Source organism: Ideonella lacteola, assembly GCF_038066555.1.
GTDB classification, from domain to species: domain Bacteria; phylum Pseudomonadota; class Gammaproteobacteria; order Burkholderiales; family Burkholderiaceae_C; genus Ideonella; species Ideonella lacteola.
The window spans coordinates 384,014-409,297 of record NZ_JBBUTG010000004.1; the positions used below are offsets into that span (position 1 = coordinate 384,014).

The window sequence follows — 25,284 nt, forward strand, 5'->3', positions numbered from 1 at the left end:
CGCGTCGCGACGGCGCCATATTCGAGGGAGTTCATCTTGTTCTTGCAGGGACAGCGGCCAGTCGCCGCTTGCATTGCCGTTTTTGCGCTGTCTGCGCATGCTCAACAAATCGTCGCGCCGGCGGCACCGGCTTCGGCGCCAGCCGCTGCGGCCGCTGCACCGAAGACCCCGGTCAATCGGAGCACCGTGATCGAGACCAGTTCGCTGGAGAACCGGGTGTCCGTCGGCAAGCCGAAGCCTACGCCGGGCGTGATCGAGACTGGCCCTCAGCGGATTCTGACGGTCGGTGAGATCTCCACCATCGGTCTGCCCGCGATCTCGCGCGTCGCTATCGGAAACGGTGGCTTGATCAAGGCGACCGTCGTCGACGACGGCCAGCTCGTCCTGATGGCCGAGGCGCCTGGTGAAACCACGCTGCACGTCTGGCTGAAGAATGGCCGACAGATCACTTACGCTGTGGAAGTGCGTCCGGTCCGCTATGAAAAGCTGCAGAGCGACATCACCGCGATGCTCAAGGACATCCCCGGCATCACGGTGCGAACCGTCGGTGAGCGCATCGTGCTGGAAGGCCGCTACCCGGATGCGGAGGCCGCGGCGAAGGTCAAGATGCTGTCGGACAATTTCCAGCAGATCCTGAATCTCATTCCAACCAAACCTGCCGATGCCGATCCGCTCCAGCTCGAGCGCATGGTGCAGCTCGACCTGCGCGTGATCGAGGTCAAGAAGCGCGCGCTCAACCAGCTGGGCATCAAGTGGGCGGAGAGCGCCAACGGGCCGACCTTTGCGACCAACATGCTGGGTTACGCCAACACGCCCTGGCGCCCGGAAAACACCCTGGGCTTCCCGGCGGTGAGCACGCTGCACCGCACGGCCAGCTACTTCGGCATTGCCACGCAGATCACTTCCGCGTTGAACTTCCTCGAGGAGAACGGCGATGCATGGACGCTGGCCGAACCTCGGTTGAGCTGCCGCAGCGGGGGGGAGTCGAAGTTCGTCGCCGGCGGCGAGATCCCGATCCCCGTGGCCCAGGGTAACGGCGCGGTCAGCGTCGTCTACAAGCAGTACGGCGTGGTCATCGAATTCAAGCCGGTGGCTGACGGCGGCGGCAACGTCGATTCGGCCATCCTGGTGGAAGTCAGCGAACCCGATCCGCGCAACTCCAACCAGGGCTTCATTGCGTTTACGACCAACCGCGCTGAGACCCAGGTCGCCATCAAAGAGGGTGAGCCCCTGGTCATTGCCGGACTGTTCCGCGACAAGATCGACAAGTCCCACTCCGCCATTCCGGGCCTGGGTCGCCTCCCGATCTTCTCCTACCTGTTCGGCTCGCATGAGACGCGGACGGAACAGACCGAGCTGATCATCCTGGTGACGCCCCGCGTCGTGACGCCCGAAAGCGCCATGAACAAGACGGGTGTCGATCGAAGTCAAGCGCTGGCGAAGGACATCCGCGACCAGACGACCGAGCGCCTCAAGCGCGACGTCGACCCGAAGCTGCCGAGCCTCGCACCGTCGACGAATTCAACGCCGCAATAAGCCATGCTCACGATTCATCTCAACGATCAGGTCACGGGGACTCGGCAGCTCAAGCTGGCGACCAATCGTGCAGTGATCGGCAAGGACCAAAACTGCGAAGTGACGCTGGCGGGCTGGCGCGTCAGCCGGCGGCACGCTGAAGTGTTCGTGTCGAACGATCGCGTCTTCGTGCGCGACCTGGAGTCGACCTTCGGCACGCTGGTCAACGAGCAGAAGCTTGACCACGCACGGCCGCTCGAGGCGGACGACGAGATTCGCATCGGCCAGCACGCGCTGAAGGTAACGTGGCGCCGCCCCGGCGAAGCCGGAGCGGCTTCCGCTGGTGCCGCGCCGGCATCGGCTGCTGCCGGCGGTAGCAAGTCCTCGGGGCAGCCCTCTGCGGCAGCCGCGCAGGCCGCCGCCGTGATCAGTGCCGCCAAGCGCGACGCCGAGGTGCGTGCTCGCGCGGCAGCGCCCGCCAAGCCGGTCGAACCCGAGCCGGCGCCCGTCGAGCCGGCCGCTGACGACACCTTCCGCTATCGCCGCGTCCTGCATGAGAAGCTGCTGGAATCGTTCGACATGCGCCGCACCGATGCTCACCGCATGGGTGACGACGAATTGCGCGAGCTCACCGAAAGCCTGATCCGGGACCTGCTCTCGCGCATGGACGGCGAATTGCCCGCGCACATCGACCGCAAGCGGCTGCTCGACGAGGTTCGTGACGAGGCCATTGGCCTGGGTCCGCTGGAGCCGATGCTCGCCGATCCGAGCATCACGGAAATCATGGTCAACCGGGCCGACGAAGTCTTCGTCGAGCGCGGGGGGCAGTTGCAGCGCTGGCCGGTGGCCTTCACCAGCGACCGCGCCGTCCAGGGCATCATCGAACGCATCGTGGCGCCCATCGGCCGCCGCATCGATGAAAGTTCACCGCTGGTCGATGCACGCCTCAAGGATGGCTCGCGGGTCAACGCCGTGATCCCGCCGCTGGCGCTCAAGGGCCCGTCGATCACGATCCGGAAGTTCTCCAAGCGCAAGCTCAATTCGGACGACCTGCTGAAGTTCGGCTCGGCCAGCCCCGCGATGATCGAGTTCCTGCGAGTCTGCGTCGAGCAGCGTAAGAACATGCTGATCTCCGGCGGCACCGGTTCGGGCAAGACAACGCTGCTGAACATCATGTCCAACTTCATCCCCGATGGCGAGCGCATCGTCACCATCGAGGATGCGGCGGAACTCCAGCTGCACCACTCGAACATCGTCACGCTCGAAGCTCGCCCCGCGAACATCGAAGGCAAAGGTCAGATCTCGATCCGCGACCTGGTGAAAAACTCGCTGCGGATGCGTCCGGATCGCGTCGTCGTCGGCGAGTGCCGGGGCGGCGAAGCCCTCGACATGCTGCAGGCGATGAACACCGGCCACGACGGTTCATTGACTACCGCCCACGCCAACAGCCCGCGCGACATGCTGGCGCGTCTGGAGGTGATGGTGCTGATGGCCGGCATGGACCTACCCGTTACCGCGATTCGCGAGCAAGTCGCGTCCGCGATCGACATCATCGTGCAGCAGACCCGCTTCGCCTGCGGTACCCGCAAGGTCACCAGCATCGTCGAAGTGACCGGTGTGGAGAGCGGCAAGATCCAGCTGCAGGAAGTCTTCGCCTTCGTCCAGACCGGCCTCAACGAGCAGCGCAAGACCCAGGGTTACTTCACAGGCCGGGGCTTCGTGCCGGAGTTCTACGAAGAACTGCGGCGAATCGGCATTCCGCTGGACCTGGACATCTTCCGCAAGCACGGCGACACCGGCGACGCCGACCGCGAGTAATGGCCTGAAGGAAGTACCCGTGAATACCGACATCATCCTGATCGCGCTGATGGTATTCGGCGCGGTGCTGGCGCTGGCCTGGAACGTGCGCGTCGCCTTCGAAGGCTGGCGCGACCGCTTCACGGAAAACGCCAAGGTGTCGTTGGAAGACATGTTCCTCTTCATCGACCCCCGTGCGCTGTTCCGCATCAACCTGGCGATGTTCCTGCTGCTGCCGATCATCGTGCTGCTGGTCACTGGCACGCCCATCCTGGCGATCCTGGCGGCCATCCTTGGCGCCATCTTCCCGCGTGTCGCGTGGGTCGTGATGCGCAACCGGCGCGCGGCCAAGCTGGTGCTGCAGCTCCCCGACGGGCTGACCATGATGGCGGGCTCGCTGCGCGCCGGGGCGAGCCTGCAAGGTGCACTGGACCTGGTGGTCAAGGAAAACCCGGCACCGCTCTCGCAGGAATTCTCGCTGCTGCTGCGAGAGCAGCGCCTGGGCCTGGCCCTGGAGGATTCGCTGCGGGGCATGGGCGCACGGCTGAACATCGAGGACATCGACCTCTTCGTCTCGGCGCTGACGATCGCCAAGGAAGTCGGCGGCAACCTCTCGGAGATCCTCGACCGCCTGTCGTCGACGCTGCGCGCCAAGGCCGTCATGGAAGGCAAGATCAAGGCACTCACGTCCCAGGGCAAGCTGCAGGGATTGATCGTCGGACTGCTGCCGATCTTCCTGGCGGGCATCCTCTACGTGATGGACCCCGAAGCCATGCAGCCCATGTTCAGCACCTACTACGGCTGGGGTGTGATGGCGGCGATCTTCGTGCTCCTCATGATGGGCGCCTACTTCATCAAGAAAATTGTGACGATCGACGTATGAATGCGACCTTCATCGCCGTACTGGTCGGACTGTCGCTGGTGCTGGCCATCTTCGCGTGCTATCGCCTCGTCGTCGAACTGGGCGGCGCAGACGACACTTACCGCGACCGCCCGCCAGCGGGCTTTCGCCTCGCCTGGCCGCTGGTCAACATCCTGGCCAACACCTTCGCGTTCGCGCTGAGCGAGCCGCGCAAGCAGGCCTATCTGGCCAAGCTGCGGCGTGCAGGCCAGGAATACGCGCTGACTCCGCTGCAGTTCTTCGGCGGCAAGCTGGTCAGCGCCGTGGCTGGTGCCTGCATGGCAGTGGCCCTGGCCAGCGACGACAACTTCTTCCTGGCCTTGTGCATGGGTGGGGGCCTGGGGTTCATCTATCCGAATATCTGGCTGAGCGACCACACCAAGAAGCGCAACCTGGCCATCCTGAAGGCCTTGCCCTTCTTCCTGGACATCGTCACCTTGTCGATCGAATCGGGCCTGAACCTGACCGGCGGCCTGCAGAAGTCCGTCGACAAGTGCAAGCCGGGTCCGCTGATGGTCGAGATCAACCGGGTCCTGCGCGAAGTACGCGCCGGCAAGCCGCGGGTCGACGCCCTGCGCGACATGGCCGATCGCCTTGACTACCCCCCGATGTCCAGCCTGGTCAGTGCACTGGTACAGGGCGAACTGATGGGCTCGAGTCTGGCGCCCATCCTGCGCGCGCAGAGCGACCAGCGCCGCACCGAACGATTCCAGCGCGCAGAGAAGCTGGCCATGGAGGCACCGGTGAAGATGCTCGGCCCGCTGATCATGTTCATCTTCCCGTGCACCTTCATTGTCCTGGGCTTCCCCATCGCGATGAAGTTCCTGAACTCGGGCATGTAAGCACAACGGTCGTGGAAGCATTGCACCTTCACATCGACGGCCGGCGCACGGCCTTGCGCATACGCCAGGCGATTCGCTGGTGGTCGCGGGCCGTTGGCCTGCTGGCCACGCCGAAACTTGACGACCCCTGCGGAATCTGGATCGCGCCATGCAACTCCGTGCACACGATCGGTATGCGCTATCCGATCGATGTGGTGTTCGTGAATGCGGACGGGTCGGTCGCCAAGGTGGTCGAGCGGCTGCGGCCCTGGCGCGCCGCAGGGTGCCGCGGTGCCCGTTCAACGCTCGAGTTGCGGGCCGGACTGGCGCGTGAGCTCAAGCTGGCCGCAGGCATGGCGGTGGCGCTGGCCGACTGAGCGGCGGCATGTCGATGATGAAGCAAAGGGGCGCCTGAGAGGCTCCGCTACCAGGGTGTTGCGATGACGACGAACTCTTCGGCCGGCGAGATGTCGCTGCCATTGTCCGGTGCCTCGGCGAAAGCGGGAAGCTGGCTGGTGCGCATCCTCTTCGTCGGATGCATCTTCCTGTCGGCCTTCCTGCTTTTCCTAGTCCAGCCGATCATCGCCAAGCAGATCATGCCGTGGTTCGGCGGCAGCTCGGCGGTGTGGACCACGGCGCTGATGTTCTTCCAACTCGTGCTGCTGGCCGGCTATGTCTACACGGACCTGGCCACGCGCTGGCTGCGGCCGGGTGTGCATGCCGCAGTCCATGTTGGCTTGCTGGTGCTGGCCCTGGCGACGCTGCCGATCGTGCCCGCCGAGACCTTCCGCCCCGACGCGCAGAAATCGCCGATCGGCCAGGTGCTGCTGCTGTTGCTGATGACGGTGGGCTTGCCGTATTTCTGCCTGTCGACGACCAGCCCTCTGCTGCAGGCCTGGTACACGCGCCTGTTCCCGGGTCGACAGGTCTATCGGCTGTTCGCGCTGTCCAACGCGGCTTCGCTGGCGGCGCTGCTGGCCTATCCTTTCCTGATCGAACCGGTCGCAGGCATCGTCACGCAGGCACAGGTCTGGGGCGGGGCATTCGTCCTGTTCGCTGTGCTGTGCACGGGCTGTGCGTGGGCTTCGCGGCGTGCCGGCGAGTTGGCGCCCATGGCCCCCTACGAGGCGCCCGCAGCTGGTGAGCCGGGGCATGCGCCAGCACGGTCCGACTACGCGGTGTGGCTGGGCCTGTCGGCCATGGGCTCGGCGATGTTGCTGGCCATCACCCACCACCTGACTCAGCACATCGCCCCGATCCCGCTGCTGTGGCTGCTGCCGTTGTCGCTGTACCTGCTGACCTTCGTGCTGTGCTTCGAGGGCCGCAGCTGGTATCGCCGCTCGCTGGTCACGGCACCCCTCATCCTGCTCCTCGCCGGCATGGCGTGGGGCATCAACGTGCCGGCCAATGAAGTCCGCGTTCGCATGGCCGTGCCGCTGTATGCGGTCGGCTGCTTCGTCTGTTGCATGTTCTTTCACGGCGAGCTCAGCGAGCGCAAGCCGGCACCGCGCTACCTGACGCGCTTCTATCTCTGCCTAAGCCTGGGCGGCGCGATCGGCGGCCTGTTGGTCAGCGCAGGCGCGCCTACGCTGTTCGACAACTACTACGAACTGCCGCTCGCCCTGCTGGCCACCTCGGTGGTGATGCTGTGGATCCTGCGGCGATACCTCACCGCAAACATGGCGGCGTGGCCGGTGGCGGCGCTGGCCTTGGCGAGTTGCGCGCTGACCGGGCTCATGGGCTGGGTTTTCTACAACCAGCACTCGCTGGGCAACGTGTCGATGCAGCGCAACTTCTACGCAGCTTCGCGCGTCGTCGAATTCGGTGATGGCAATGGCGGCAGCCAGCGCGTGCTCTACAACGGCGGCATCGTGCACGGCAACCAGATGCTGGCGCCCGCCGTCTCGCGCACGCCGACGACCTACTACGGTCGCCACAGCGGCGTGGCCGATGCCATGACCTTCACGGCGTCCACCAAGCCCGGTGGCCGCCGGGTCGGTGTGATCGGGTTGGGCGCGGGCACGATGGCGGCGTGGGGACAGGCCGGCGACGACTTCCGCTTCTACGAGATCAACCCGCACAGCCACCAGATTGCCGAGCGCGACTTCAAGTACTTGAGCGAGTCGCCGGCCAGGCGTCAGGTGGTGATCGGCGACGCGCGCCTGATGATGGCCGAGGAGCTGGCCGGTGGTCGTGCGAACGGGTTCGATGTCCTGGTGGTGGATGCCTTCTCTGGCGATTCGATCCCGGTCCACCTGCTGACCCGCGAGGCACTGGCTGTCTACAAGAAGCACCTGGCGCCAGGCGGCATCATCGCCTTCCATGTCTCCAACCTGTTCCTCGACCTGGCGCCCGTCGTCGGCCTGCTGGCTGAAGACGCGGGGCTGAAAGCCGTGCGCATCCGCAGCCGTGATGAAGATCCCGAGGAGTATTCATCAGCCTGGGTCCTCGTGACCGACAACCAGGCCTTCCTCGACCATCCGGCCACGCTGGAGCACGGCAGCCCGATCAAGCCACGTGCCGGCGCCACCTTGTGGACCGACGACCGCAACAACCTCTACGAGGTCGTGCGCTGAGGGCGAGCGCCGGCGGCTAGGCGCGCTGGAATCACCCCTCCAACCTCTGCTGAAACACCAGCCCCGCATGCTCACGCAGGGCATGGAACCTGATCTTCGGCCAGTTGCCTTCGATGGCGCGTAGCTCCGCAGCGTACTCGAGCAGCAGCGTCGGCGCGTTGACCGCGTCGTAGGCGATGCGGTGGCTGTTGCCGTCGATGAAGCGCTTGAGCTCCTGGTCGCCGCCATCGGCGGGGTCGCAGGTCACCCAACGGGCGACGTTGTAGCGGGCCGGGGTCACGCGGGCCTTGACGCCGTATTCGTGTTCCAGCCGGTGGGCCACGACTTCGAACTGGAGTTGGCCCACGGCGCCCAGTAGCAGCACGGTGCCGAGGATGGGGCGGAAGACCTGGATGGCACCTTCTTCGCCAAGCTGGGTCAGGCCGGCGCGCAGTTGCTTGGTCTTCAACGGGTCGGCCACTTCGACCGAGCGGAACAGCTCGGGCGCAAAGAAGGGCAGGCCGGTGAACTGCAGCGCTTCGCCCTCCGTCAACGTGTCGCCCAGTTGCAGCACGCCGTGGTTGGGGATCCCGATGATGTCGCCCGCATAGGCCTCGTCCAGCAGCTCACGCTTCTGGCTCATGAAGGTCACCACGGTGTTGGGTCGCAGCTCCTTGCCTGAGCGCACCACCTTCATGCGCATGCCGCGCTCGAACTTGCCCGAAGCCACCCGAACGAAGGCGATGCGGTCGCGGTGGGCCGGGTCCATGTTGGCCTGGATCTTGAAGACCACGCCACTGAACTTCGCCTCGTCCGGCTCGACCGTGCGCTGGATCGCGGTACGGGTGCTGGGCGAGGGCGCCAGGTTCACCAGCGCATCCAGCACTTCTTGCACACCGAAATTGTTGACGGCCGAGCCGAAGAACATCGGCGTCTGCCTGCCGGCAAGGAACTCGGCCTCGTCGAAGGCGGGGGCCGCATCGCGCACCAGTTCGATCTCCCCGGCCGCCTGCTCGTAGGCCGCACCGAAGCGTTCGTTGAGCGCGGGGTTGGTGATGCCGTCGACGATTTCCTCGGTACCGGCGATGCGGTCCTCGCCCGGTGTGAACACGCGCATCTGGTCCTTGCGCAGGTCCAGCACGCCGCCGAAGAACTTGCCCATGCCCACCGGCCAGGTGAAGGGCACGACGGTCATGCCCAGCTCGCGCTCAATCTCGTCCATCAGCGCCAGTGGCTCCTGCACCTCGCGGTCCATCTTGTTGACGAACGTCAGGATGGGCGTGTTGCGCGCGCGGCAGACCTGCAGCAGCCGCCGCGTCTGCGGCTCGACGCCGTTGGCCGCGTCGATCACCATCAGCGCCGCATCCACGGCGGTCAGCACGCGGTAGGTGTCTTCCGAGAAGTCCTGGTGGCCCGGCGTGTCGAGCAGGTTGATGGTGCAGTCGCGGTACTCCATCTGCATCACCGACGACGCCACCGAGATGCCGCGCTGTTTTTCGATCTCCATCCAGTCCGAGGTCGCATGCCGGCTGGCCTTGCGCGCCTTCACCGACCCGGCGATCTGGATCGCGCCCGAGAACAGCAGCAGCTTTTCCGTCAGCGTGGTCTTGCCCGCGTCAGGGTGGGAAATGATGGCGAAGGTGCGCCGGCGGCGCACGTGGGGCGTGAGGTCGGAAGCCATGGTCTGGTGAGCGAACGCCGCGCGCCGGTTCTGGCGGATGCCGCGGGCAGCGGCATGGCCGCGGGTTCGGTATGAGCGTGCAGAGGCGGGATTATCGGCGCTGGCGCGAACGCAGCATCGAACGCCCGCCGACGCCCCAAACCAACTCATCCCACACTCCGCGAAAGGCAGTCGCCCGGGGGGGCGTCCACGGCCGCGGGGCAGAGACAATCGCAGGCTGATACGACGCGACACCATCCGGGAGGACCTGTGCCGAGACCTTGGACTGCGCCGGCTGCGCTGATGGTCGCAGTGGCGGCTCTGTTGATGCATCAGCCTGCAGCGGCGGCGCCTGCGGCGGGGCCGATTTCTTCGATCGACGATCTCAAGCGTGCCTTCGCCTCGGTGCTCGCTGGCGAATTCCCTGCGGCGCATTGCGGCGAGTTGGGCAACCCGCAGGGCGATTTGTCATGGCCCGGCGCTTTGCGGATCAGTGCCACGGGGAAGATCCTCGCTCCGCGCGACCTCGTTCGAATGGACATGTTCGATTCGCGTGGCTCGATGGTGCTGGGCCGCCGCTATCCGCCTTACCCGCCGAAGATGACGAACGCGCTGTTCTTCTACGAGTTGCGGGTAGGTGACGAGCTGTTCCGCATCGAGCCGGATAAGACGGTCGACAGCGTGTTTCTGGAGACCGGAAATGGGGGTGGCACGGGCAATGCGAACACCGGGGTGGAGTGTCCTGACGTGAACATGAGCACGGCGCGTATCGCGGCAACGGGCTACGACATGAACGAGTTGTTGCTACCGGTCTTCGATACCCGGGGTGCGACGGTGACCGGCCAATGCCGCGCCATGGGCGGACGCGTGAAGCCCAGGCCTGCCGACCGAACAGCGACCCTGAAGGTGGGTGCGCAAGGCATCTGGATCGACGGGAAATTGCTGCCGTTTGGCGACAGCGGGCGACGCATCGTCGAGCACAGCCTGGGGAGCCGGTTCGCCGATGGCTCGCTCAATGGCGGCTACAGCTGGGCCGATGGCAGCGCGGTGCACATGGAGCGGATGGGCCTCGCCTCTTCCAACGCACCCTTTGCGACCTTCGCGTTCCACCTGCCCGACATGCCCGAAGGCGTGCTCTACACCTGTCGTCCGGGCGGATTCTTCTCCGGCAGCCAGCGATAGGGGAACGGGCGCACGATGCCGCGCCGCTGACCAGGCGGGCCGTGGCGCCCGGTCGAGCGATGAGCGCCTGGGCCCCATGAAGAGCCCCAGACCGCCCGCTATCCTCATCCCCTCTCTGGGGGGCCGACGGGCGGGCCCGTCGAGGTCTTGGGAGCCGCTCTCAGCCCTTGCCGTTGCCCTTGGTAGGCACCGGCGGCGGCAGGTCTTTGGCCTGCAGCGCGCGCAGCTGAGCCACCAGCTGGTTGTGGGCGTCCAGGAAGGCGGCGGCGATGACCTTGCCTTCGTTGCTGTTGCTCCAGCCGGCGCCGGCGGCGCCCCCGAGCTTGCCGAGCACCATGCCGCCCATGCCCAGGTCGGTGACGCGCACCGAGCCGGTCGAGGCCGCGATCTGTTCGGTGGTCTCGTTGTCGGTCAGCAGCAACGCCACCTGGGCGTCCTTCAGCTTGACCTGCTCGGCCACGCCGACGAATTTGTTCAGCACCGGGATCATGCCCATGATTCCGCCGATCTCGCGGCCGGCGTCTTTCTCCGAGAAGGTGAGGCTGGGTGTCAGCGTGTACTGGGCTTCATAGCCCTTGCCCTTCTCGACGGTGCTGCCCTGCTTGCGCAGCACGCCGGCTTCTTTCAGCTCTTGCTCGCGGATGGTGTTGCGCAGGCCCGCTGCGCGGTCCACCACCCGGAAGCAGCCGCTTTGCTGCGCCAGCAGCCGCACCAAGGGCAGCGGCGTGGGGGGCAGGTGGTAGCTGCTCGAATACATGTAGCCGTCGGGGTTCTCGACGAGCGCCACCGTGGCCACCGGGGCGTCGCAACGCTCCAGCTCGCGCGCCGCGTTGTGCGCGCCGGCTGGGCCGGCCGAGCCGGTGATGATGGCGCCGCCTTCGCCCAGGTCGGTCTTGCTCTTGCCGCAGCCGCCCAAGGCCAGCGCGGCGCCCAGCAGCGTGACGAACAGCGCGCCGCGCCGTGGATGCATGGTGATGTTGGATGTGTTCATATCCCTCCTGCTGAAGGTGCCGGGCGCGAGAAAGGCTGCGATGATGCCAGTACCGTGCCCGAACTCCCTGACGTTTCTGTCTATGCCGAGAGCCTGGCTGCGAAGCTAGGGGGAGCGGTGTTGCGGCGCATCCGCATCGTCAATCCCTTCTTGCTGCGCACGGCGGTGCCGCCGATCAACGCGGCAGAGGGTCGATCGGTGCACGGCATCGAGCGCTTGGGCAAGCGCATCGTCATCGAGCTCGCGGGTGACGTGCCCGGTGATTCGGCGCAGAACTGGTTTCTGGTGTTGCATTTGATGATCGCCGGTCGGCTGCGCTGGCTGGCACCCGGCGCCAAGCCCCCGGCTCGGGGCACGCAGGCGGTGTTGGAGTTCGACACCGGCGCGGTCGCCTTCACCGAGGCGGGCACCCAGCGGCGTGCTTCACTGCACCTGGTCGCCGGCCGGCAAGCCCTGGCCGCGATGGACCCGGGCGGGCTGGAGGTGATGGCCGCCACCCGGGCCGAATTCGAGCAACGCCTCCTGGCCGAGCGCCACACCCTCAAGCGCGCGCTGACCATGCCGCAGCTGTTCAGCGGCATCGGCAACGCCTATTCGGACGAGATCCTCCACCGCGCCAAGCTCTCGCCCGTCACACTGACGACGGCGCTCAACGCCGACGAGCGCGCGGCGCTGTGGTCGGCCACCCGCGAGGTGCTGGCCGAGTGGACGGTGCGCCTGCGGGAAGAGGCCCAACGGCAGGGCGGCTGGCCCAAGGAGGTCACCGCCTTCCACCCTCAGATGGCCGTGCATGGCCGCTTCGGGCAACCGTGTCCCGTGTGCGCCGCACCAGTGCAGCGCATCGTCTACGCCGACAACGAAACCAACTACTGCGCGCGGTGCCAGACGGGCGGCCGACTGCTGGCTGACCGGGCCCTGTCGCGCCTGCTGAAGGCCAGCTGGCCCAAGACGCTGGACGAGTGACACCGCGGGACGGCCGCCCATCGGCCTACCCTGACGGCGTCACGGTTGTTTACGAGCCCGACATGCAGGATCAACGCAGCGCGGCGACGATCCACCCACCATGAACCAAGCCCTGCCCCCATCTGCCGATCGCGGCGAGGCCAGTGCCGCGCTGGTGCCGCTTTACGTGTCTGGCGTTTTTCGCGAGGCCCCGCTGGCCTTTCGCGCTCAACTCGTCGAATGCCTGATGCGGCCGATGGGCGCGCTCGGGCTGGTGGCGGTGGCCAACGGCGTGTTCGCCGCCGTGCGGCACCGACATGGTTGGGATCGTCTGCAGGTCACCATCGAAGACACGGCGCGCATCACGGCGGATCAGGTGCTGGAATTGTCGGCCTACCTGCAACAAGCGGCACCTGAGGTGTTCCGGCAGGTGGCCGATCTGGTCGGGCGCCAGCCGGTCGTGGCCAGCGGCCTGAGCGCGGTGCTGCTGCTGCAGGTGCTGCGCGGCTGGAAGCGTGGCTAGTCACACGACGGCAAGGATCGCGCTCACCCAGACGCCCCGATCCATCGGTTTTCTTCAGGTTCGCCTGGCCTCCCACACGGCACGGGCCTTTCGGCCGGGCCAACCGGGCAATGCGGCAACCATCAGCGCCACTGATGGTTGCTGCCGCGAATGCAATACGCCAGATCGGCGGCGCTGCCTAGCATCGGTTCAGTGGTGGCGGCATGTGGCCGCGATCGAGGAGTCCACCGATGCATTCGTTCCCGACATCTCTGCAATGGCCTTCGGCGGTGGTCCTGGCGGCCGGCGTCCTGGCTGGCTCGCCGGCCGCGCTGCGCGCCGAGGTTGCGGCCACCCTCGACAAGGTGCGCGACAGCGGCACCTTCGTCGTGGCCTACCGTGAATCGTCGATCCCATTTTCCTACCTGGGCGCCGAGGCCCGACCCACCGGCTTCGGTTGGGAGATCTGCGGTCGCATCGCCGACCAGGTGAAGAAAGCCACCGGCCGCGCCGACCTGCAGGTGCAAGCGCAGGCCGTCACCTCGCAGAACCGCATCCCCTTGCTGCAAAACGGCACGGTCGACATCGAATGCGGCTCGACCACCAACAACAGCGAGCGCGGCAAGCAGGTGGCCTTTGCTATCAATTATTTCTACACCGGCACCCGCTTGCTGGTGAAGGCGGGATCGCCGGTGCGCTCGCTCGCCGATCTCTCCGGCAAGAAGGTGGCGAGCACCACCGGCACCACCAACTTCCAGGTCTTGCGGCGGGTGAACGCCGAGCGTCGTCTCGGTTTCGAGCTGATGGCTGCCAAAGACCATGCCGAGTCGGCCCTGCTGGTACAGCAGGGCCGGGCCGATGCTTTCGGCATGGACGACATCCTGCTCTATGGCCTGCGCGCCAGTGCCGCCAACCCGGCCGAGCTGGCGGTGGTGGGCGAGCCGCTGCAGGTCGAGCCCTACGCCATCATGCTGCGCCGGGACGACCCCGCATTCAAGAAGCTGGTCGACGACACGCTGATCGCCCTCATCCGCAGCGGCGAGTTCGAGGCGCTGTACAAGAAGTGGTTCATGTCCCCCATCCCTCCCAAGGGCATCAACCTCCATGCGCCGATGAGCCAGGAATTGCGCGACAACCTCGTCGCGTTGTCCGACAAGCCCGCCAGCTGATGGCACCGGTGACCTTGTTGGCCAGCCCACCACCGACTCCCGGGGCGGTCGGCGTGGTCGGCGTGCTGGGCGGCATGGGCCCGTGGGCGACGGTCGACTTTCTGCACAAGATGCTGCAGGCCACGCCCGCGGGTCGAGACCAGCACCATGTGCCGGTGGTGGTCAGCTCGATCCCCCAGGTGCCCGACCGCACCGACGCCTTCCGCGGCACCGGCCCGTCGCCGCTGGTGGCGATGATCGACAGCGGCCGGCGGCTCGTCAGCGCCGGTGCGGGCCTGGTGGTCATGCCGTGCAACACCGCCCACCTGTGGTTCGACGAGCTGCAGCAGGCGCTCGGCGTGCCGATGCTGCACCTGGTGGACGCGGCGCTCGAGGAAGCGGCGGCCCTGGCGGGGCCCGGGGGACGAGTGGGCTTGTTGGCCACCGATGCCACCTTGGCCGCGGGCCTCTACGTGAACCGGCGGCCGCCGTCACCACTGACGTGGTTGCAACCCACGGCCGGCGAGATGCTCGATTGGGTGATGCCGGGCATCGCAGCGGTCAAGGCGGCTGACCTGGTGCTCGGTCGGGACAGGCTGCTGGCCGCGGCTCGGGCGCTGCAACAGCGGGGCGCCCAGGCCCTGGTACTGGGCTGTACCGAGATCCCGCTCGCCCTGGACGACACGAATGCGCCGCTGCCGGTGGTGGATGCCACCGCCGCGCTGGCCCGCCGGGCCGTCGCGTGGTCGCAATCGTCCAGGCCCAGCGACGTGACCGGGCTCGATCCTGTTCCCCTGCCTGAGGCAGAGGCCCGAGCATGACCGGCTCGCGCGCGGTGGTGGTGGGCGCCGGCATCGTCGGCGCCGCCACCGCCTATGCGCTGGCGCGCGAGGGCTGGCGCGTCACGGTGGTGGAGGCATCCGCCGCGGTGGGGCAGGGGGCCAGCGCGGCCAATGGCGGCCAGCTCAGCTACAGCTATGTAGAGCCCCTTGCCACGCCAGCGGCCTTGCGTGCCTTGCCTGGGTGGCTGTTGAACGCCGACAGCCCGGTGCGGTGGCGGCCGCGCGCGGCGGCGTCTCACTGGCGGTGGCTGGGCGGTTTCGTGGGCGCCTGCCGCACGGCGCAGGTCCGGTGCACCACCGAGGCCTTGCTGGCGCTCTCTGCCCTCAGCCGCGCCACCTTGAAGGCCTGGCTGGCCGAGGGTCTTGCCGCCCCGTCGCTGCAGCACCGCCAGCCTGGCAAGCTGGTGCTCTATCGCCATGCCTCCGCCAGGCCAGGTGTCGAGCGGCAGCTCGCGTGGCAACGCGCACTGGGCTGCGACCAACGGGTGGTCGATGCGCCCGAGTGCCGGCAGATCGAGCCCGCGCTGCCCGAGTTGATCACTCGCTCGGTGGCCTTCGGTGTGTGGACCAGCAGTGAAGAGGTGATCGATGGTGCCGCGTTGACACGGGCTCTGGTGACGGCCAGCGGGGCCGATTGCCGGCTTGGCGAGAAGGTGGTGGGTTTCGAGCGCCGAGGCGACCGCGTGGTGGGGCTGCGCCTGGCTGGCGGCAGCGTTCTGGCCGCCGATCAGGTGATCGTCGCCGCCGGCCCGGATGCGGCCGCCTTGCTGCGGCCCCTGCGCGTGCCTGTGCCGATCGAGCCGATCAAGGGGTACAGCCTCACGCTGCCCGTGCGTCAGGCGGCCCGGGCGCCGCAGGTCAGCATCACCGATGCGGCCAGGAAGATGGTGTTCGCCCGGCTCGGCCCGGTGCTGCGCGTGGCCGGGTTCGCCGAGCTGGTGGGGCATGACCGGGCTTTGGTGCCGGCGCGATTGGCGGCGCTGCGCGAGGCGACGAACCGGCTCTTTCCCGGCGCCTGCGATCTGGACGCCGCCGTGCCTTGGGCCGGGCTGCGGCCTGCCACGCCGGATGGGGCGCCACGCATCGGCGCCACACGCTGGCGGGGGCTTTGGTTAAACGTCGGCCACGGGGCACTGGGGCTCACGCTCGCCGCGGGCAGCGCCGCGCGTCTGGTGGCGATGATGCGGGCTGATGATGTGGTTTGATGGCGCGCAGTGATGGCGCGCGGTGATGGAGGCCAGTGATGGCGCCCCACTCGGCTGTTAGCATGAATCGAACTGCGAGAAAGGCGATCGACCCATGAACGATCCTGTGACCGAGCGGCTGGCGGCCCTGGGCCTCACCTTGCCGTCGCTCACGCCCCCGCGTGGGCGGTTTCAGCTGTATCGCCGGTGCGGCTCGATGCTGTACCTGTCGGGCAAAGGGGCGCCCGCTCGGCCGGGCGATGCGCCGGTGCCCAAAGTGGGCGCCGAAGTCTCGGTGGAAGAAGCCCGGGCCCATGCGCAGGAGGTGGGCCTGTACCTGCTGGCGGTGATGCACCAGGCGGCCGGGGGTTGGGCGCGGGTGCGACAGATCGTCAAGGTGCTGGGCCTGGTCAACGCCACCCCCGATTTCAAGCGCCACACCGAGGTGATCGACGGTTGCTCGGCCTTGTTCGTCGACGTGCTCGGCGAGCGCGGTGAACACGCACGATCGGCCGTGGGGGTGGGCTCGCTGCCGATGGGCTTTGCCGTCGAAATCGAGGCGATCGTCGAGGTGGATTGAGCGGTCGCTGGCGGGCGGCGGCCCGCTGTGCCACGCGTCAGCCGGCCGGCTCGGTCACCGCGCGGAATGCCGCGATGAAGTCCGCCACCGGTTGCGGTGAACGCAAGCCCTGAGGCAATAGCGCCGTCACCCGCACCGGCACTTCGGGCAGCACGGTGCGCACGTGCAGTGCATCCGGCCGGCTGGCCTGGGCGGTGAACGAATCGATCACCGCCGGCCCGAAGCCCTGCTCGGCCAGCACCATCGCGATGTGGTGCGTCTGCACGGTGATGCCGCCCTGGGGTGACAGGCCCAGCCGGCTCCATTGGTCGGCCAGCATCGCGCCCAGCGGGTCGCGCTCGTCGATGCGGATGAAGGGGGCACGCAGCACGTCGTCCAGTGCCACCGTGCTGCGCCGATCCGCACTGGTGCGGCTGGCCCGGGTGACGCACACCAGCCGCCCGGTGGCCACCGCCTCTTCATGCAGCGTGGGATGGGGGGCGCTGCCGTAGACGATGCCCACGTCGCCTTCCTGCAGGGCAATGGCGCGCGCGATCTCATTCGAATGCAGCGTGCGGATCGAGACCGGCATCGCCGGATGCCGGTCGCGAAACCGTTGCAGCGCAGCCGGCAGGGCGCTCACCGCCAACGACGGCACCACCAGGATGCGCAACTGGCCGCCGTCACCCCGGCCCAGCGCTTCGGCGAGCCGTCGCACTGATTCGAGCTGCGATATCAGGCGCTGCACCTCGGGGTACAGCGCCTGCGCCTCGTTCGTTGGCACCAGGCGATTGCGCTGGCGGGTGAAGAGCTTGAAACCCAGCTGCAGCTCGGCGTGCTGCAGCGTTTGCGTCACCGCCGGCTGGGTCACATGCAGCAGCCGGGCCGCCGCGCTGACCGAGCCGGTCAGCATCACGGCGTTGAAGGCCTCGATGTGCTTCAGGCGCATCGGCCGGGCCCGCGCGCGGGGCTCAGTCTTCGAGCAGGCTGCGCAGCATCCAGGCGGTCTGCTCGTGCACCGTCAGGCGCTGGGTGAGCAGGTCGGCGGTGGGCTCGTCGCCGGCCTTGTCGGCGAGCGGGAAGATGCTGCGGGCAGTGCGGGCCACCGCCTCATGGCCTTCCACCAGGATGCGCACCATCTCCAGCGCACGCGGGGGTGTCGATGGCGCGTCGGGCAGCGAGCTGAGCTGCCCGAACTGGCCATAGCTGCCCGGCGCGGTGTGCCCCAGCGAGCGGATGCGCTCGGCGATCGGGTCCACCGCGTTCCACAGCTCGGTGTACTGGGCCATGAACATCGCATGCAGCGTGTTGAACATCGGCCCGGTCACATTCCAGTGGAAGTTGTGGGTGGTCAAGTAGAGCGTGTAGGTGTCGGCCAGCAGCTTCGCCAGGCCACCGGCGATCGCGCCGCGGTCCTTCTCGCTGATGCCGATGTTGATCTGCGGCGCCGTGCCGCTGCTCTTCGACTTCTTCGCCATGGTTCATCGCTCCTTCGAGACAAGAGCTCAGATTGTCCGCCAGGCCGTTTCTCCTCAGAGGGTCCTCGGGGATGCACCGTGCATGTGGGGTGCACCCCGGGCGGGTCAGAGCCACGCCTCCTGCTCGTGCTTGACGCCCCCTGCGGCCATGGCCTCGACCAGGCTCACCAGCGCCGGTGGCAGGTCGTCCCTCGCCTGCAGCCGGGCGATGGCCTGGCGGTCATAGTCGTTCAGCGGCAACGGCCGGCCGCTGGTCAGGCGATGCGGCTCCATCGCATGGGCTTGCCACGCCACCCCGAGTGAGTCGCACAGCGAACCGGCGGCCAGGGCGATCTCGACGCCGGCGGGGTCGGTATCGGCACTGACCAGCACCGGCATGGGGGCTCGTCGCAGCAGATGCAGCCACGCCTCGCACCAGCCGGTGGAGGGGCGGCCGGGCAGCCAGGCCAACAGCACGCTGGGCGGACACTGCGCGGCCTGCCGCTCGAAGCTGGTGCGGTTTTCGATGAGCCAGTGGCGCTGGACACCGTCGACGGCCGACAGCTGGCCGAAATGCTTCTGCGGCAGCCCGACGAAGGGCAGGCCCGCCAGGTGCAAAGCGGCGGCGCCGAAATGCAGGCAGGCGCTGCCGGCAATCCACAGCGTGTGGGCCAGTGGCTCGATGCCCCAGGCTTCGAGGTCGAAATGGCCGCGCAGCCACGTCCATTCCATGTCGCTGATGGCCTTGGTGTGGGGGCGGGCGTGCAGCGCGAAATCCCGTTGCAGCCCCCGCCGCTCGGAAGCGCGCCAACTGGCCAGGGCCTGCAGCAGCTCCAGGCGTGCCGCCTGGCGCTGGGGTGTGAGTCGGCCCTTCACGGTGGCCTCGGCGGCCAGACGCATCTCTTCGGGGCCTTGCCGCGCCAGGCCTGCCAGGGCGTCATCCAGCGAGGCGCGCACGTCGTCTCGTTCCTGCCGGTTCCGCAGGCCCAGGGCTTGTTGCAAGGTGGGCAGGTCACGCCAATTCAGGAACTGCAGCCACCAGCGGCCCGCGCGGTGTTCTTCGTCCAGCGTCGCCCAGCCGGCGAGCAGCAGTTTTTCAGCCAATGGTTCGACGAGGTCGAGCCGCGCGGCGCCCGCCAGCTGCCGCAGCGTGGCCGAGCTGCGCCGCTGCGCGTGCGCCTTTGCCCAGTCCGTCAGCAGCTCGCGCTCGGGGGGCGTCTGCCGCGGCAGGCCGACGGGCTCGACGCCAGGGCGCCGCTGTCGGCGCTTGCGGCTGCGCGAATGCTCCTCGACTGTCATGCCCCGCTCCGGGCTCTCCGCCTCAAGCCACCGGCGCGCCTCGCCGCTGCACCACGGCAATCGGCGGTGCCCAGCGTTCGGTGCGCGGCTTCTTGCTTGTCACCAGCGTGATCTCGGCGGGCTCGAAGACCTCGACGTTGTGCGTGATCGGGGTGGTCAGCAGGTACTGGGCCCGCGTCGACCGCAGGAAGTGCCCCACCAGCTGGATGTTGCGCACATCGAGGTGGGCGAAGGGCTCGTCGATGAAGACGAAGCCGCCGGGGGTGTCGTCGTCCTTCAGCAGGCCCACGAGCAGGATCAGGCTCTTCATGACCTGCTGGCCGCCCGAGGCTTCACCGTCGTTCAAGCCGATCGCGGCCTTGCCGTCGAAGTTGAACTTCACCGACAAGCCGGCCTGCGCCAGCACGGTGTCGTCGTTCTCCAGGTGCGGCAGCTCGGCGTTGACTTCGACACCGGCCAATTGGCCCAGCTCCTGGATGTTGCGTCGGTACTGGCGCACGGTGGCCCGCAGCACATCGATGTAGCGCTCGCGGGCGTTGTGGACGGCGATGCGGGCTTGTTCGTTGTGCGCCTTGCGGTCGTCCAGCGACTGCTGCTGTTCGCCCACCGCCAGCCCCATGCGCACGAAGCGATCCTCGACCGTGTCGTCGGTCTCCCAGCTGCCGCTGTCCAGCTCGTGCTGGATCGCGTGGGCACGCAAGCGGGCCTGGTGGGCGTTGGTGTGTTCGTCGCGCAGCGCCTGCAGCACCTCGGGTGTGCGCCAGCGCGCCGGCAGGCGGGCACGTTGTTCGCGGGATCGCGCCACCTCGTCGTGGTGCGAGGCGAGCCGGGCCCGTTGCTCGCGCGATTGCTGCTCGGCGTGCTCTTCGGCACGGCCGATCTGCTGGCGCAGCTGCTCGTAGGCGGCCTTGGCGTTCTGGTCGTCGCGCACCGCACGCTCGAGCTCGGCCTGGAGCTGCTGCCATCGCTCGCTGGCCGCGCGCCGCGCCGCCACGAGGGCGGGCAGCCGCTCGTGGGCCTCGGCGAATTCGGTCGCGCGCTCGGCCAACTGCTCGGCGGCGTGCTGCCCGCGCAGGGCACGCTGCGCATCGTCGAGCTGGCGCTTGAGCGCCTGCGCCTGGCCCGCGAGCTCGGTCAGTCGCGCATCGGCATCGGCGGTGCGGCGCTGCAGGTGGGTCCGGCGTGCTTCCAGCGCGCCGGCGCCGAACTGGTGATCGGCCGGGTCCACCCAGACCGAGCGGCCCCCGCGACCATCGCGCCAGAAGGCCTGTGGGGTGATCCATTCGCCCCCGGCGGCGCGGCCTGCGTCGACCGAGTCGACCCGGCGGATGCCGGCCAGCTGGCGCAACAGCCATTCCGGCACCGCGGCGCTGAACTCGACCACCCCGAGCAAGGCGTTGGCCGGCGCCTCCAGACGGACGGCCTGGGGCGCCACGACGTAGTGCCGGTAGCGCTGCGCTTCGGCCAGTGCGAAGGCCTGGGCTTCTTGCGCGGGGCTGGTCAGCATCACCATCCAGCGCAAACCGCGCAGCATGCCTTCCACCGCACCGCGCCAGCGTTCGTCCCGCACATCCACCACCTCGGCCAGCCACTGGTGCTCGATGCCCGCTGCGCGCAGCGCCTGCCGGAAGCGCTGCACATCGGCCGGTGGCGGTGGCACGCGGTGGCCCGCCAGCCCGTCGAGCTGCTGCTGCAGCGCTTCGCGCTCGCCCTGGGCCTCGTCGAAGCGCTTGTCGAGCGCGCGCTTGCGCTCGAGCAGGCCCTGGTGCAGCTCGGCCAGCCGCGCCGCATCGCCCTCAGCCGCCGCGAGTTGGCGCAGTTCGTTCTCGCGCTTGACGAGCTCCTCCACGGGGCGTTCAGCGTCTCGGGCCTGCAACTGCGCTGCCTGCGCCGCATCGCCCTCGGCCTTCAGCGCCCCCACCCGCGCGGTGGCGGCCTGCGCCTGCTCGTGCAACTGCAGCAGCTCGCTGCGTTGCGCCGCATGGCGGGCCTGCTCGGCCAGCAGATGGCGGCGCAGGCGGTGCAAGTCGCGCGCCTCGCGCAGCAGGCCCTCGCGGCCCTCGGCCCATTCCAGCACCGGCACCACCTCGGTGGCCAGCCGCTCGCGCTCGCGCAGCTTGAGTTGTCGCTGGCGCCAGTTGTTGACGCGGTTCTGCAGCTCGGCCAATTGGCTGCGGGCGTGGCCCAGCTCTCGCTCGGCCTGCTCTACTTCGCGTGCCAGACCCTGCTGGTGGCCGCGCGCCTGCTCGTAGCGGTCGAGCACATCCTGGTCGCCGAAGACATCGAAGACCAGCTTCAACAGCTCTTTCGGGCTGAATTCGCACAGGCGGTCGGTCTGGCCCTGTTCCAGCGACAGCACGCGGGCGATCGCCGGCGTGAGGCCGGCGGCGGCCAATCGGCGCCGCCAGGCCTCGACGCCCAGCCACTGCAGCTCTTTCTCCGGCGCCGCGAGCAGGGTTTCGATGCTGCAGTCGCCATCAGCCAGGACGTAGCGCCGTTGCCAGTCGCCGCCGGCGCGTTCGATGCGGCACGCCAGGGTGACCCGGTCGCCATGCAGCAGCGACGAGGCGAACGGCCGCGAGCTGCCCGGGCGGCCGTGGGGCCGGTTGTCCACGCAGGCGCGCAGCCAGACCTGCTGGGCGTTGGCGTGGCGGGCGTAGGTCTTGTAGCTGCGGCCACCGGAGCATTCGAGCCCCAGCAAGGTGCGCAGCGCGTCGAGCAAGGTGGTCTTGCCCGATCCGTTGGGGCCGGCGATGGTGACGATGGCCGCATCGAGCGGCAGCTGCACTCGGCGGCAGTAGTCCCAATGCAGCAGTTCGAGGGTTTGCAGATGGAACATCGGGCGGTTCAGTCGGCCTGGGGCAGAGGGGCAGGCGGTTCGGTCGAGTCGGTGGTGGCGGCGGCCGGCGTGGCGGCGCTGCGCCGCAGCACGTCGGCCAGGGCGCCTTCGAGGATGCGTGGCGCCAGGGCGTCGTAGTCGAGCAGCAAGTCCAGCAGCGGGCCTTCGGCGATGTCGTCCTGGCGCCGCTCGATGAAGCCATTCCGCTCCAGCAGCTTGAGGTTGGCGTCCAGGCGCGTCTTCTTGCCCAGCTGGGCGCCGAAGTCGACCAGCAGCGCGCGGTACGACACCACCGGGCTGACGCTGCGCGCGCTGGGCAGACTCTTGGTGGACCCGAACATCTCCACCTGCATCTGCCCTTCGGGCTCGCTGGCCCGGGCCGCCTGGCGCTCGCGCTTGGGCAGCACGATCAGGGCCCACAACACGATGAGCAGGGCCACCGCATCGCGCGGCAGTTCGAGGTTGTTGCTGGCACTGAGCCCATGCTCACCGAACACGGCGCCTTCGGCCCCGCGCTGCAACGCGACGGTGACGTGGTCGGCGAAGACGTTGTCCACCAGCCGAAGGCCGACCTCGCCCAGACGGCGTTCGACCGCCTGCCACTGGTCGGCATCGACCAGCGCGCGCTTGACGCGGGGATGGTTGCGGGGAAGCCAGCGCCGGGCCAGCAGCTCGGCCGCCAGCAAGGCGGCATCATCGACAGGGGCGCTCATCGCGGGTCCAAGGTCATCGGGCAGAGGGCGGCGTGCCGCCGTCGGTTTCAGCAGGGATGGGCAGCGCCTCGAAGGGCGCCGGCTCTGCATCGGGGGGATGGAGGCAGCCGACGCTGGCGGCGGCCACCTCAGGCCATGGCAGGGCCTGCACGCGGTCGGACCATCGCGGCCGCCACGGCAGGCGCGCGAGCTCGCCGGTCGCACCCTTGAGCGCCTGCGATTGCGGATCGCCCAGCAGCGGCATCAGCTGCGCGCGGTAGGCGACGGCCGCGTAGCGCGGATCGGAGCCGCCGGCCTGCAGCGCTTCGGCCATGTCACGCACCGCGGCCGGGCCCTCCTGCTGCCAGGCGGACAGCGCCTGCACCAGGGCATCCAGCTCCTTGGGCAGCGCCAGCGCGTGCAGTTCTCCGGTGGGCGCCGTGGTGGCCTCGGGCAAGGCTTCGGGCGCCGACACGGGGCGCTCGCGCTCGAACTCGGCCTCGGCCACGTCGAGCATGTCGTGTCCCATCACGAACACCGGGCGAACCGGCAGGGCGAGGGCGTCGCCCAACAGGGTGGCCGGGTCGGCGACCCCGCGCAGCCACTGGCGCACATCGGTGGTCGTGACGCCGGTGCTGCCGAGCGTGACGCGCTGTCGCTCCACCTGGTGCAGGGCGCGGTCGAACTGGCTCTTCATCGCCAGCAGCCGGGCCTGGGCCAGGCCGATGTCGCGCGCCAGCCGCAAGGCGCCCGGGTGCTCCTGGGCCGAGGCGGTGATCGCAGACAGCACTTGCGAGGCCCGGTCGATCAGCTCGAAGACCCGACCGTGGCGTTCGCGCGCACGGCGCAGGCGGAACTCGGAGCCGCTGGCGATGGCGTCGGCGAACTCGTCGTGCAGGCGCGCCAGCTGGGCTTGCAGGTGCTTGAGCTGCGATGGCTGCAGCGTGCCCAGCTGGTGGGCACCCGCCACCTGGGCCAGCAGGCCGGCCAGCTCCGTGTCTTCGTCGGCCGAACGAGTCAGCGGCGACAGCAGGGCCATCAGGCCCGAGGCCAGCGGCGTGACGCTGTATTCCAGCGTGCCCGCGTCCCATTCGATCAGCCCCGCCGTGCGCAGTGGCCGCAGGGCGAGGTCCAGGGCTTCTTCGCGCAGCAGATGGAAGTGCAGGTTCAGCGCTTCGCGGGTGAGACGCGCCTGCGGCAGCGCCATCAGTTCGAGGAACACCCACAGGCGCAACTGCACCAGCGCGGGCGTGCCGGTGCACAGGCTGCGCAGGGCCTCGACCAGCTCGGCCTGGTGCGTCAGCTGCCACCACAGCGGGGCGTCCATCGGCGCGGCGCCGTCGCGGAACCAGGGCTGCGCGTCTGCGCGTTCGTCCGCGCGTTGGTCCCCGCGTTCGTGTGCGTGGTCGTGATCGGACTCGGCCATGTCGAGCGCCGCCGTGTCGGCGCCTTGGATGCGGGCCGACATCACGCTGTCAGCCGCTTCACGCCCGTGAGCTCGCAGGCGTAGACCGCGTTGCGCAAGGCGGCGATGGCTTCGTAGCGGGTGAAGGTCTTGCGCCAGGCCAGCACCACGCGCCGGCTGGGCACGGGCTCGGCGAACGGGATGAACGCCAGGTGGGGCTGGGGTTCGCGGGGCACCGACAACGCGGGCACGACCGTCACGCCCATCCCCGAGGCGACCATGTGCTTGATCGTCTCCAGCGACGAGCCTTCGAAGCTTTTCTTGATGCCCTCGGCGTCGCTGGAAAAACGGGCAAACTCCGGGCAGACCTCCAGCACGTGGTCGCGAAAGCAGTGGCCGGTGCCCAGCAGCAGCATGGTCTCACGCTTGAGCTCTTCGGAGCTGACCTGCGCGCGCTCGGCCAGCGCGTGGGTGCGCGGCACCGCGGCCATGAAAGGCTCGTCGTACAGCGGGGCGATGGCGAGGCCCGTGTCGGGGAATGGCTCGGCCATGATCGCGCAGTCGAGTTCGCCGGTGCGCAGCATGTCCAGCAGTTTGACGGTGAAGTTCTCTTGCAGGATGAGCGGCATTTGCGGCGTGTGCTCGATCGCGTTCTTCACCAGCTCAGGCAGCAGGTAAGGCCCAATGGTGTAGATGATGCCCAGCCGCAGCGGGCCGGCCAGAGGGTCTTTGCCGCGCTTGGCGATTTCGCGGATGCCTTGGGCCTGTTCGATCACCTGCTGGGCCTGGCGCACGATGGCTTCGCCCAGGGGTGTCATGGTGACTTCGTTGCTGCCTCGCTCGAAGATCTTCACGTCCAGCTCTTCTTCGAGCTTCTTGATGGCCACGGACAGGGTGGGCTGCGAGACGAAGCAGGCTTCAGCGGCGCGGCCGAAGTGGCGCTCGCGGGCAACGGCGACGATGTAGCGCAGCTCGGTGAGGGTCATCCCCGCA

22 protein-coding genes are annotated in these 25,284 nt (G+C 68.4%); 13 read left to right on the top strand and 9 right to left on the bottom strand.

Translation table 11 applies throughout. The annotated features are described in order from the left end of the window. The first annotated feature begins 186 nt into the window (after window positions 1-186). The 6 genes from AACH06_RS09715 (at window position 187) to AACH06_RS09740 (ending at window position 7,610) form a co-directional block, all read left to right on the top strand. The gene (locus AACH06_RS09715; protein WP_341425452.1) at window positions 187-1,536 is read left to right on the top strand and encodes a type II and III secretion system protein family protein; all 1,350 of its coding nucleotides are present in this window, start codon (window positions 187-189) and stop codon (window positions 1,534-1,536) included. Window positions 1,537-1,539: 3 nt separating this feature from the next. Continuing rightward, complete coding sequence (locus AACH06_RS09720) at window positions 1,540-3,333, top strand: TadA family conjugal transfer-associated ATPase (protein ID WP_341425453.1); 1,794 nt, start codon at window positions 1,540-1,542, stop codon at window positions 3,331-3,333. Window positions 3,334-3,352: 19 nt separating this feature from the next. After that, window positions 3,353-4,195, top strand: a complete 843-nt coding sequence (locus tag AACH06_RS09725; RefSeq protein ID WP_341425454.1) for a type II secretion system F family protein — start codon at window positions 3,353-3,355, stop codon at window positions 4,193-4,195. Continuing rightward, a complete protein-coding gene (locus tag AACH06_RS09730; RefSeq protein WP_341425455.1) occupies window positions 4,192-5,055 on the top strand; it encodes a type II secretion system F family protein in 864 nt (287 codons plus the stop codon). The genes AACH06_RS09725 and AACH06_RS09730 overlap by 4 nt, the downstream gene beginning before the upstream one ends. An 11-nt stretch (window positions 5,056-5,066) precedes the next feature. Next, a complete protein-coding gene (locus AACH06_RS09735) occupies window positions 5,067-5,411 on the top strand; it encodes a DUF192 domain-containing protein (protein ID WP_341425456.1) in 345 nt (114 codons plus the stop codon). A 63-nt stretch (window positions 5,412-5,474) separates the two neighbouring features. After that, window positions 5,475-7,610, top strand: coding sequence for a spermidine synthase (locus AACH06_RS09740; protein ID WP_341425457.1), 2,136 nt, complete (start codon window positions 5,475-5,477; stop codon window positions 7,608-7,610). 31 nt (window positions 7,611-7,641) lie between these two features. Here AACH06_RS09740 and AACH06_RS09745 read toward each other — a convergent pair whose 3' ends face one another. Further along, window positions 7,642-9,270: a peptide chain release factor 3 gene (locus AACH06_RS09745; RefSeq protein ID WP_341425458.1), complete on the bottom strand. Its 1,629-nt coding sequence runs from the start codon at window positions 9,268-9,270 to the stop codon at window positions 7,642-7,644. 249 nt (window positions 9,271-9,519) lie between these two features. Here AACH06_RS09745 and AACH06_RS09750 point away from each other — a divergent pair, with 249 nt between their 5' ends. Continuing rightward, window positions 9,520-10,431 carry a hypothetical protein gene (locus tag AACH06_RS09750; RefSeq protein ID WP_341425459.1) on the top strand — a complete coding sequence of 304 codons (912 nt, stop codon included), beginning with the start codon at window positions 9,520-9,522 and terminating at the stop codon, window positions 10,429-10,431. 160 nt (window positions 10,432-10,591) lie between these two features. Here the strand turns inward: AACH06_RS09750 and AACH06_RS09755 are convergent, their stop codons facing one another. Further along, a complete protein-coding gene (locus tag AACH06_RS09755; protein WP_341425544.1) occupies window positions 10,592-11,401 on the bottom strand; it encodes a CsgG/HfaB family protein in 810 nt (269 codons plus the stop codon). A 75-nt stretch (window positions 11,402-11,476) separates the two neighbouring features. Here AACH06_RS09755 and AACH06_RS09760 point away from each other — a divergent pair, with 75 nt between their 5' ends. The 6 genes from AACH06_RS09760 to AACH06_RS09785 all read left to right on the top strand — a co-directional run bounded on the left by AACH06_RS09760 (window position 11,477) and on the right by AACH06_RS09785 (window position 16,620). Further along, window positions 11,477-12,385, top strand: coding sequence for an Fpg/Nei family DNA glycosylase (locus AACH06_RS09760; protein ID WP_341425460.1), 909 nt, complete (start codon window positions 11,477-11,479; stop codon window positions 12,383-12,385). 100 nt (window positions 12,386-12,485) lie between these two features. Beyond that, window positions 12,486-12,887, top strand: a complete 402-nt coding sequence (locus tag AACH06_RS09765) for a hypothetical protein (protein WP_341425461.1) — start codon at window positions 12,486-12,488, stop codon at window positions 12,885-12,887. Between the two features lie 230 nt (window positions 12,888-13,117). Then, a complete protein-coding gene (locus tag AACH06_RS09770; RefSeq protein WP_341425462.1) occupies window positions 13,118-14,035 on the top strand; it encodes an amino acid ABC transporter substrate-binding protein in 918 nt (305 codons plus the stop codon). Further along, window positions 14,035-14,835, top strand: coding sequence for a cysteate racemase (cuyB, locus tag AACH06_RS09775; RefSeq protein WP_341425463.1), 801 nt, complete (start codon window positions 14,035-14,037; stop codon window positions 14,833-14,835). Before AACH06_RS09770 ends, cuyB begins: the two co-directional genes overlap by 1 nt. Then, window positions 14,832-16,061 carry an FAD-dependent oxidoreductase gene (locus AACH06_RS09780; RefSeq protein WP_341425464.1) on the top strand — a complete coding sequence of 410 codons (1,230 nt, stop codon included), beginning with the start codon at window positions 14,832-14,834 and terminating at the stop codon, window positions 16,059-16,061. Before cuyB ends, AACH06_RS09780 begins: the two co-directional genes overlap by 4 nt. Window positions 16,062-16,155: 94 nt before the next feature. Next, entirely contained in the window at window positions 16,156-16,620 is a 465-nt protein-coding gene (locus AACH06_RS09785) for a RidA family protein (protein WP_341425465.1), read from the top strand. A 37-nt stretch (window positions 16,621-16,657) separates the two neighbouring features. On the opposite strand, the gene AACH06_RS09790 is transcribed toward AACH06_RS09785, so the two are convergent. The 7 genes from AACH06_RS09790 to AACH06_RS09820 all read right to left on the bottom strand — a co-directional run bounded on the left by AACH06_RS09790 (window position 16,658) and on the right by AACH06_RS09820 (window position 25,277). Next, entirely contained in the window at window positions 16,658-17,548 is an 891-nt protein-coding gene (locus AACH06_RS09790) for a LysR family transcriptional regulator (RefSeq protein WP_341425466.1), read from the bottom strand. 22 nt (window positions 17,549-17,570) lie between these two features. Continuing rightward, a complete protein-coding gene (locus tag AACH06_RS09795; RefSeq protein WP_341425467.1) occupies window positions 17,571-18,077 on the bottom strand; it encodes a Dps family protein in 507 nt (168 codons plus the stop codon). Between the two features lie 105 nt (window positions 18,078-18,182). After that, a complete protein-coding gene (locus tag AACH06_RS09800) occupies window positions 18,183-19,355 on the bottom strand; it encodes a hypothetical protein (protein ID WP_341425468.1) in 1,173 nt (390 codons plus the stop codon). A gap of 22 nt (window positions 19,356-19,377) precedes the next feature. Further along, window positions 19,378-22,194 carry an ATP-binding protein gene (locus AACH06_RS09805; RefSeq protein WP_341425469.1) on the bottom strand — a complete coding sequence of 939 codons (2,817 nt, stop codon included), beginning with the start codon at window positions 22,192-22,194 and terminating at the stop codon, window positions 19,378-19,380. 8 nt (window positions 22,195-22,202) lie between these two features. After that, a complete protein-coding gene (locus AACH06_RS09810) occupies window positions 22,203-22,907 on the bottom strand; it encodes a hypothetical protein (protein ID WP_341425471.1) in 705 nt (234 codons plus the stop codon). Between the two features lie 13 nt (window positions 22,908-22,920). After that, complete coding sequence (locus tag AACH06_RS09815) at window positions 22,921-24,354, bottom strand: hypothetical protein (protein WP_341425473.1); 1,434 nt, start codon at window positions 24,352-24,354, stop codon at window positions 22,921-22,923. Next, window positions 24,354-25,277, bottom strand: a complete 924-nt coding sequence (locus AACH06_RS09820; protein ID WP_341425474.1) for a hydrogen peroxide-inducible genes activator — start codon at window positions 25,275-25,277, stop codon at window positions 24,354-24,356. The genes AACH06_RS09815 and AACH06_RS09820 overlap by 1 nt, the downstream gene beginning before the upstream one ends. Window positions 25,278-25,284 lie beyond the last annotated feature (7 nt).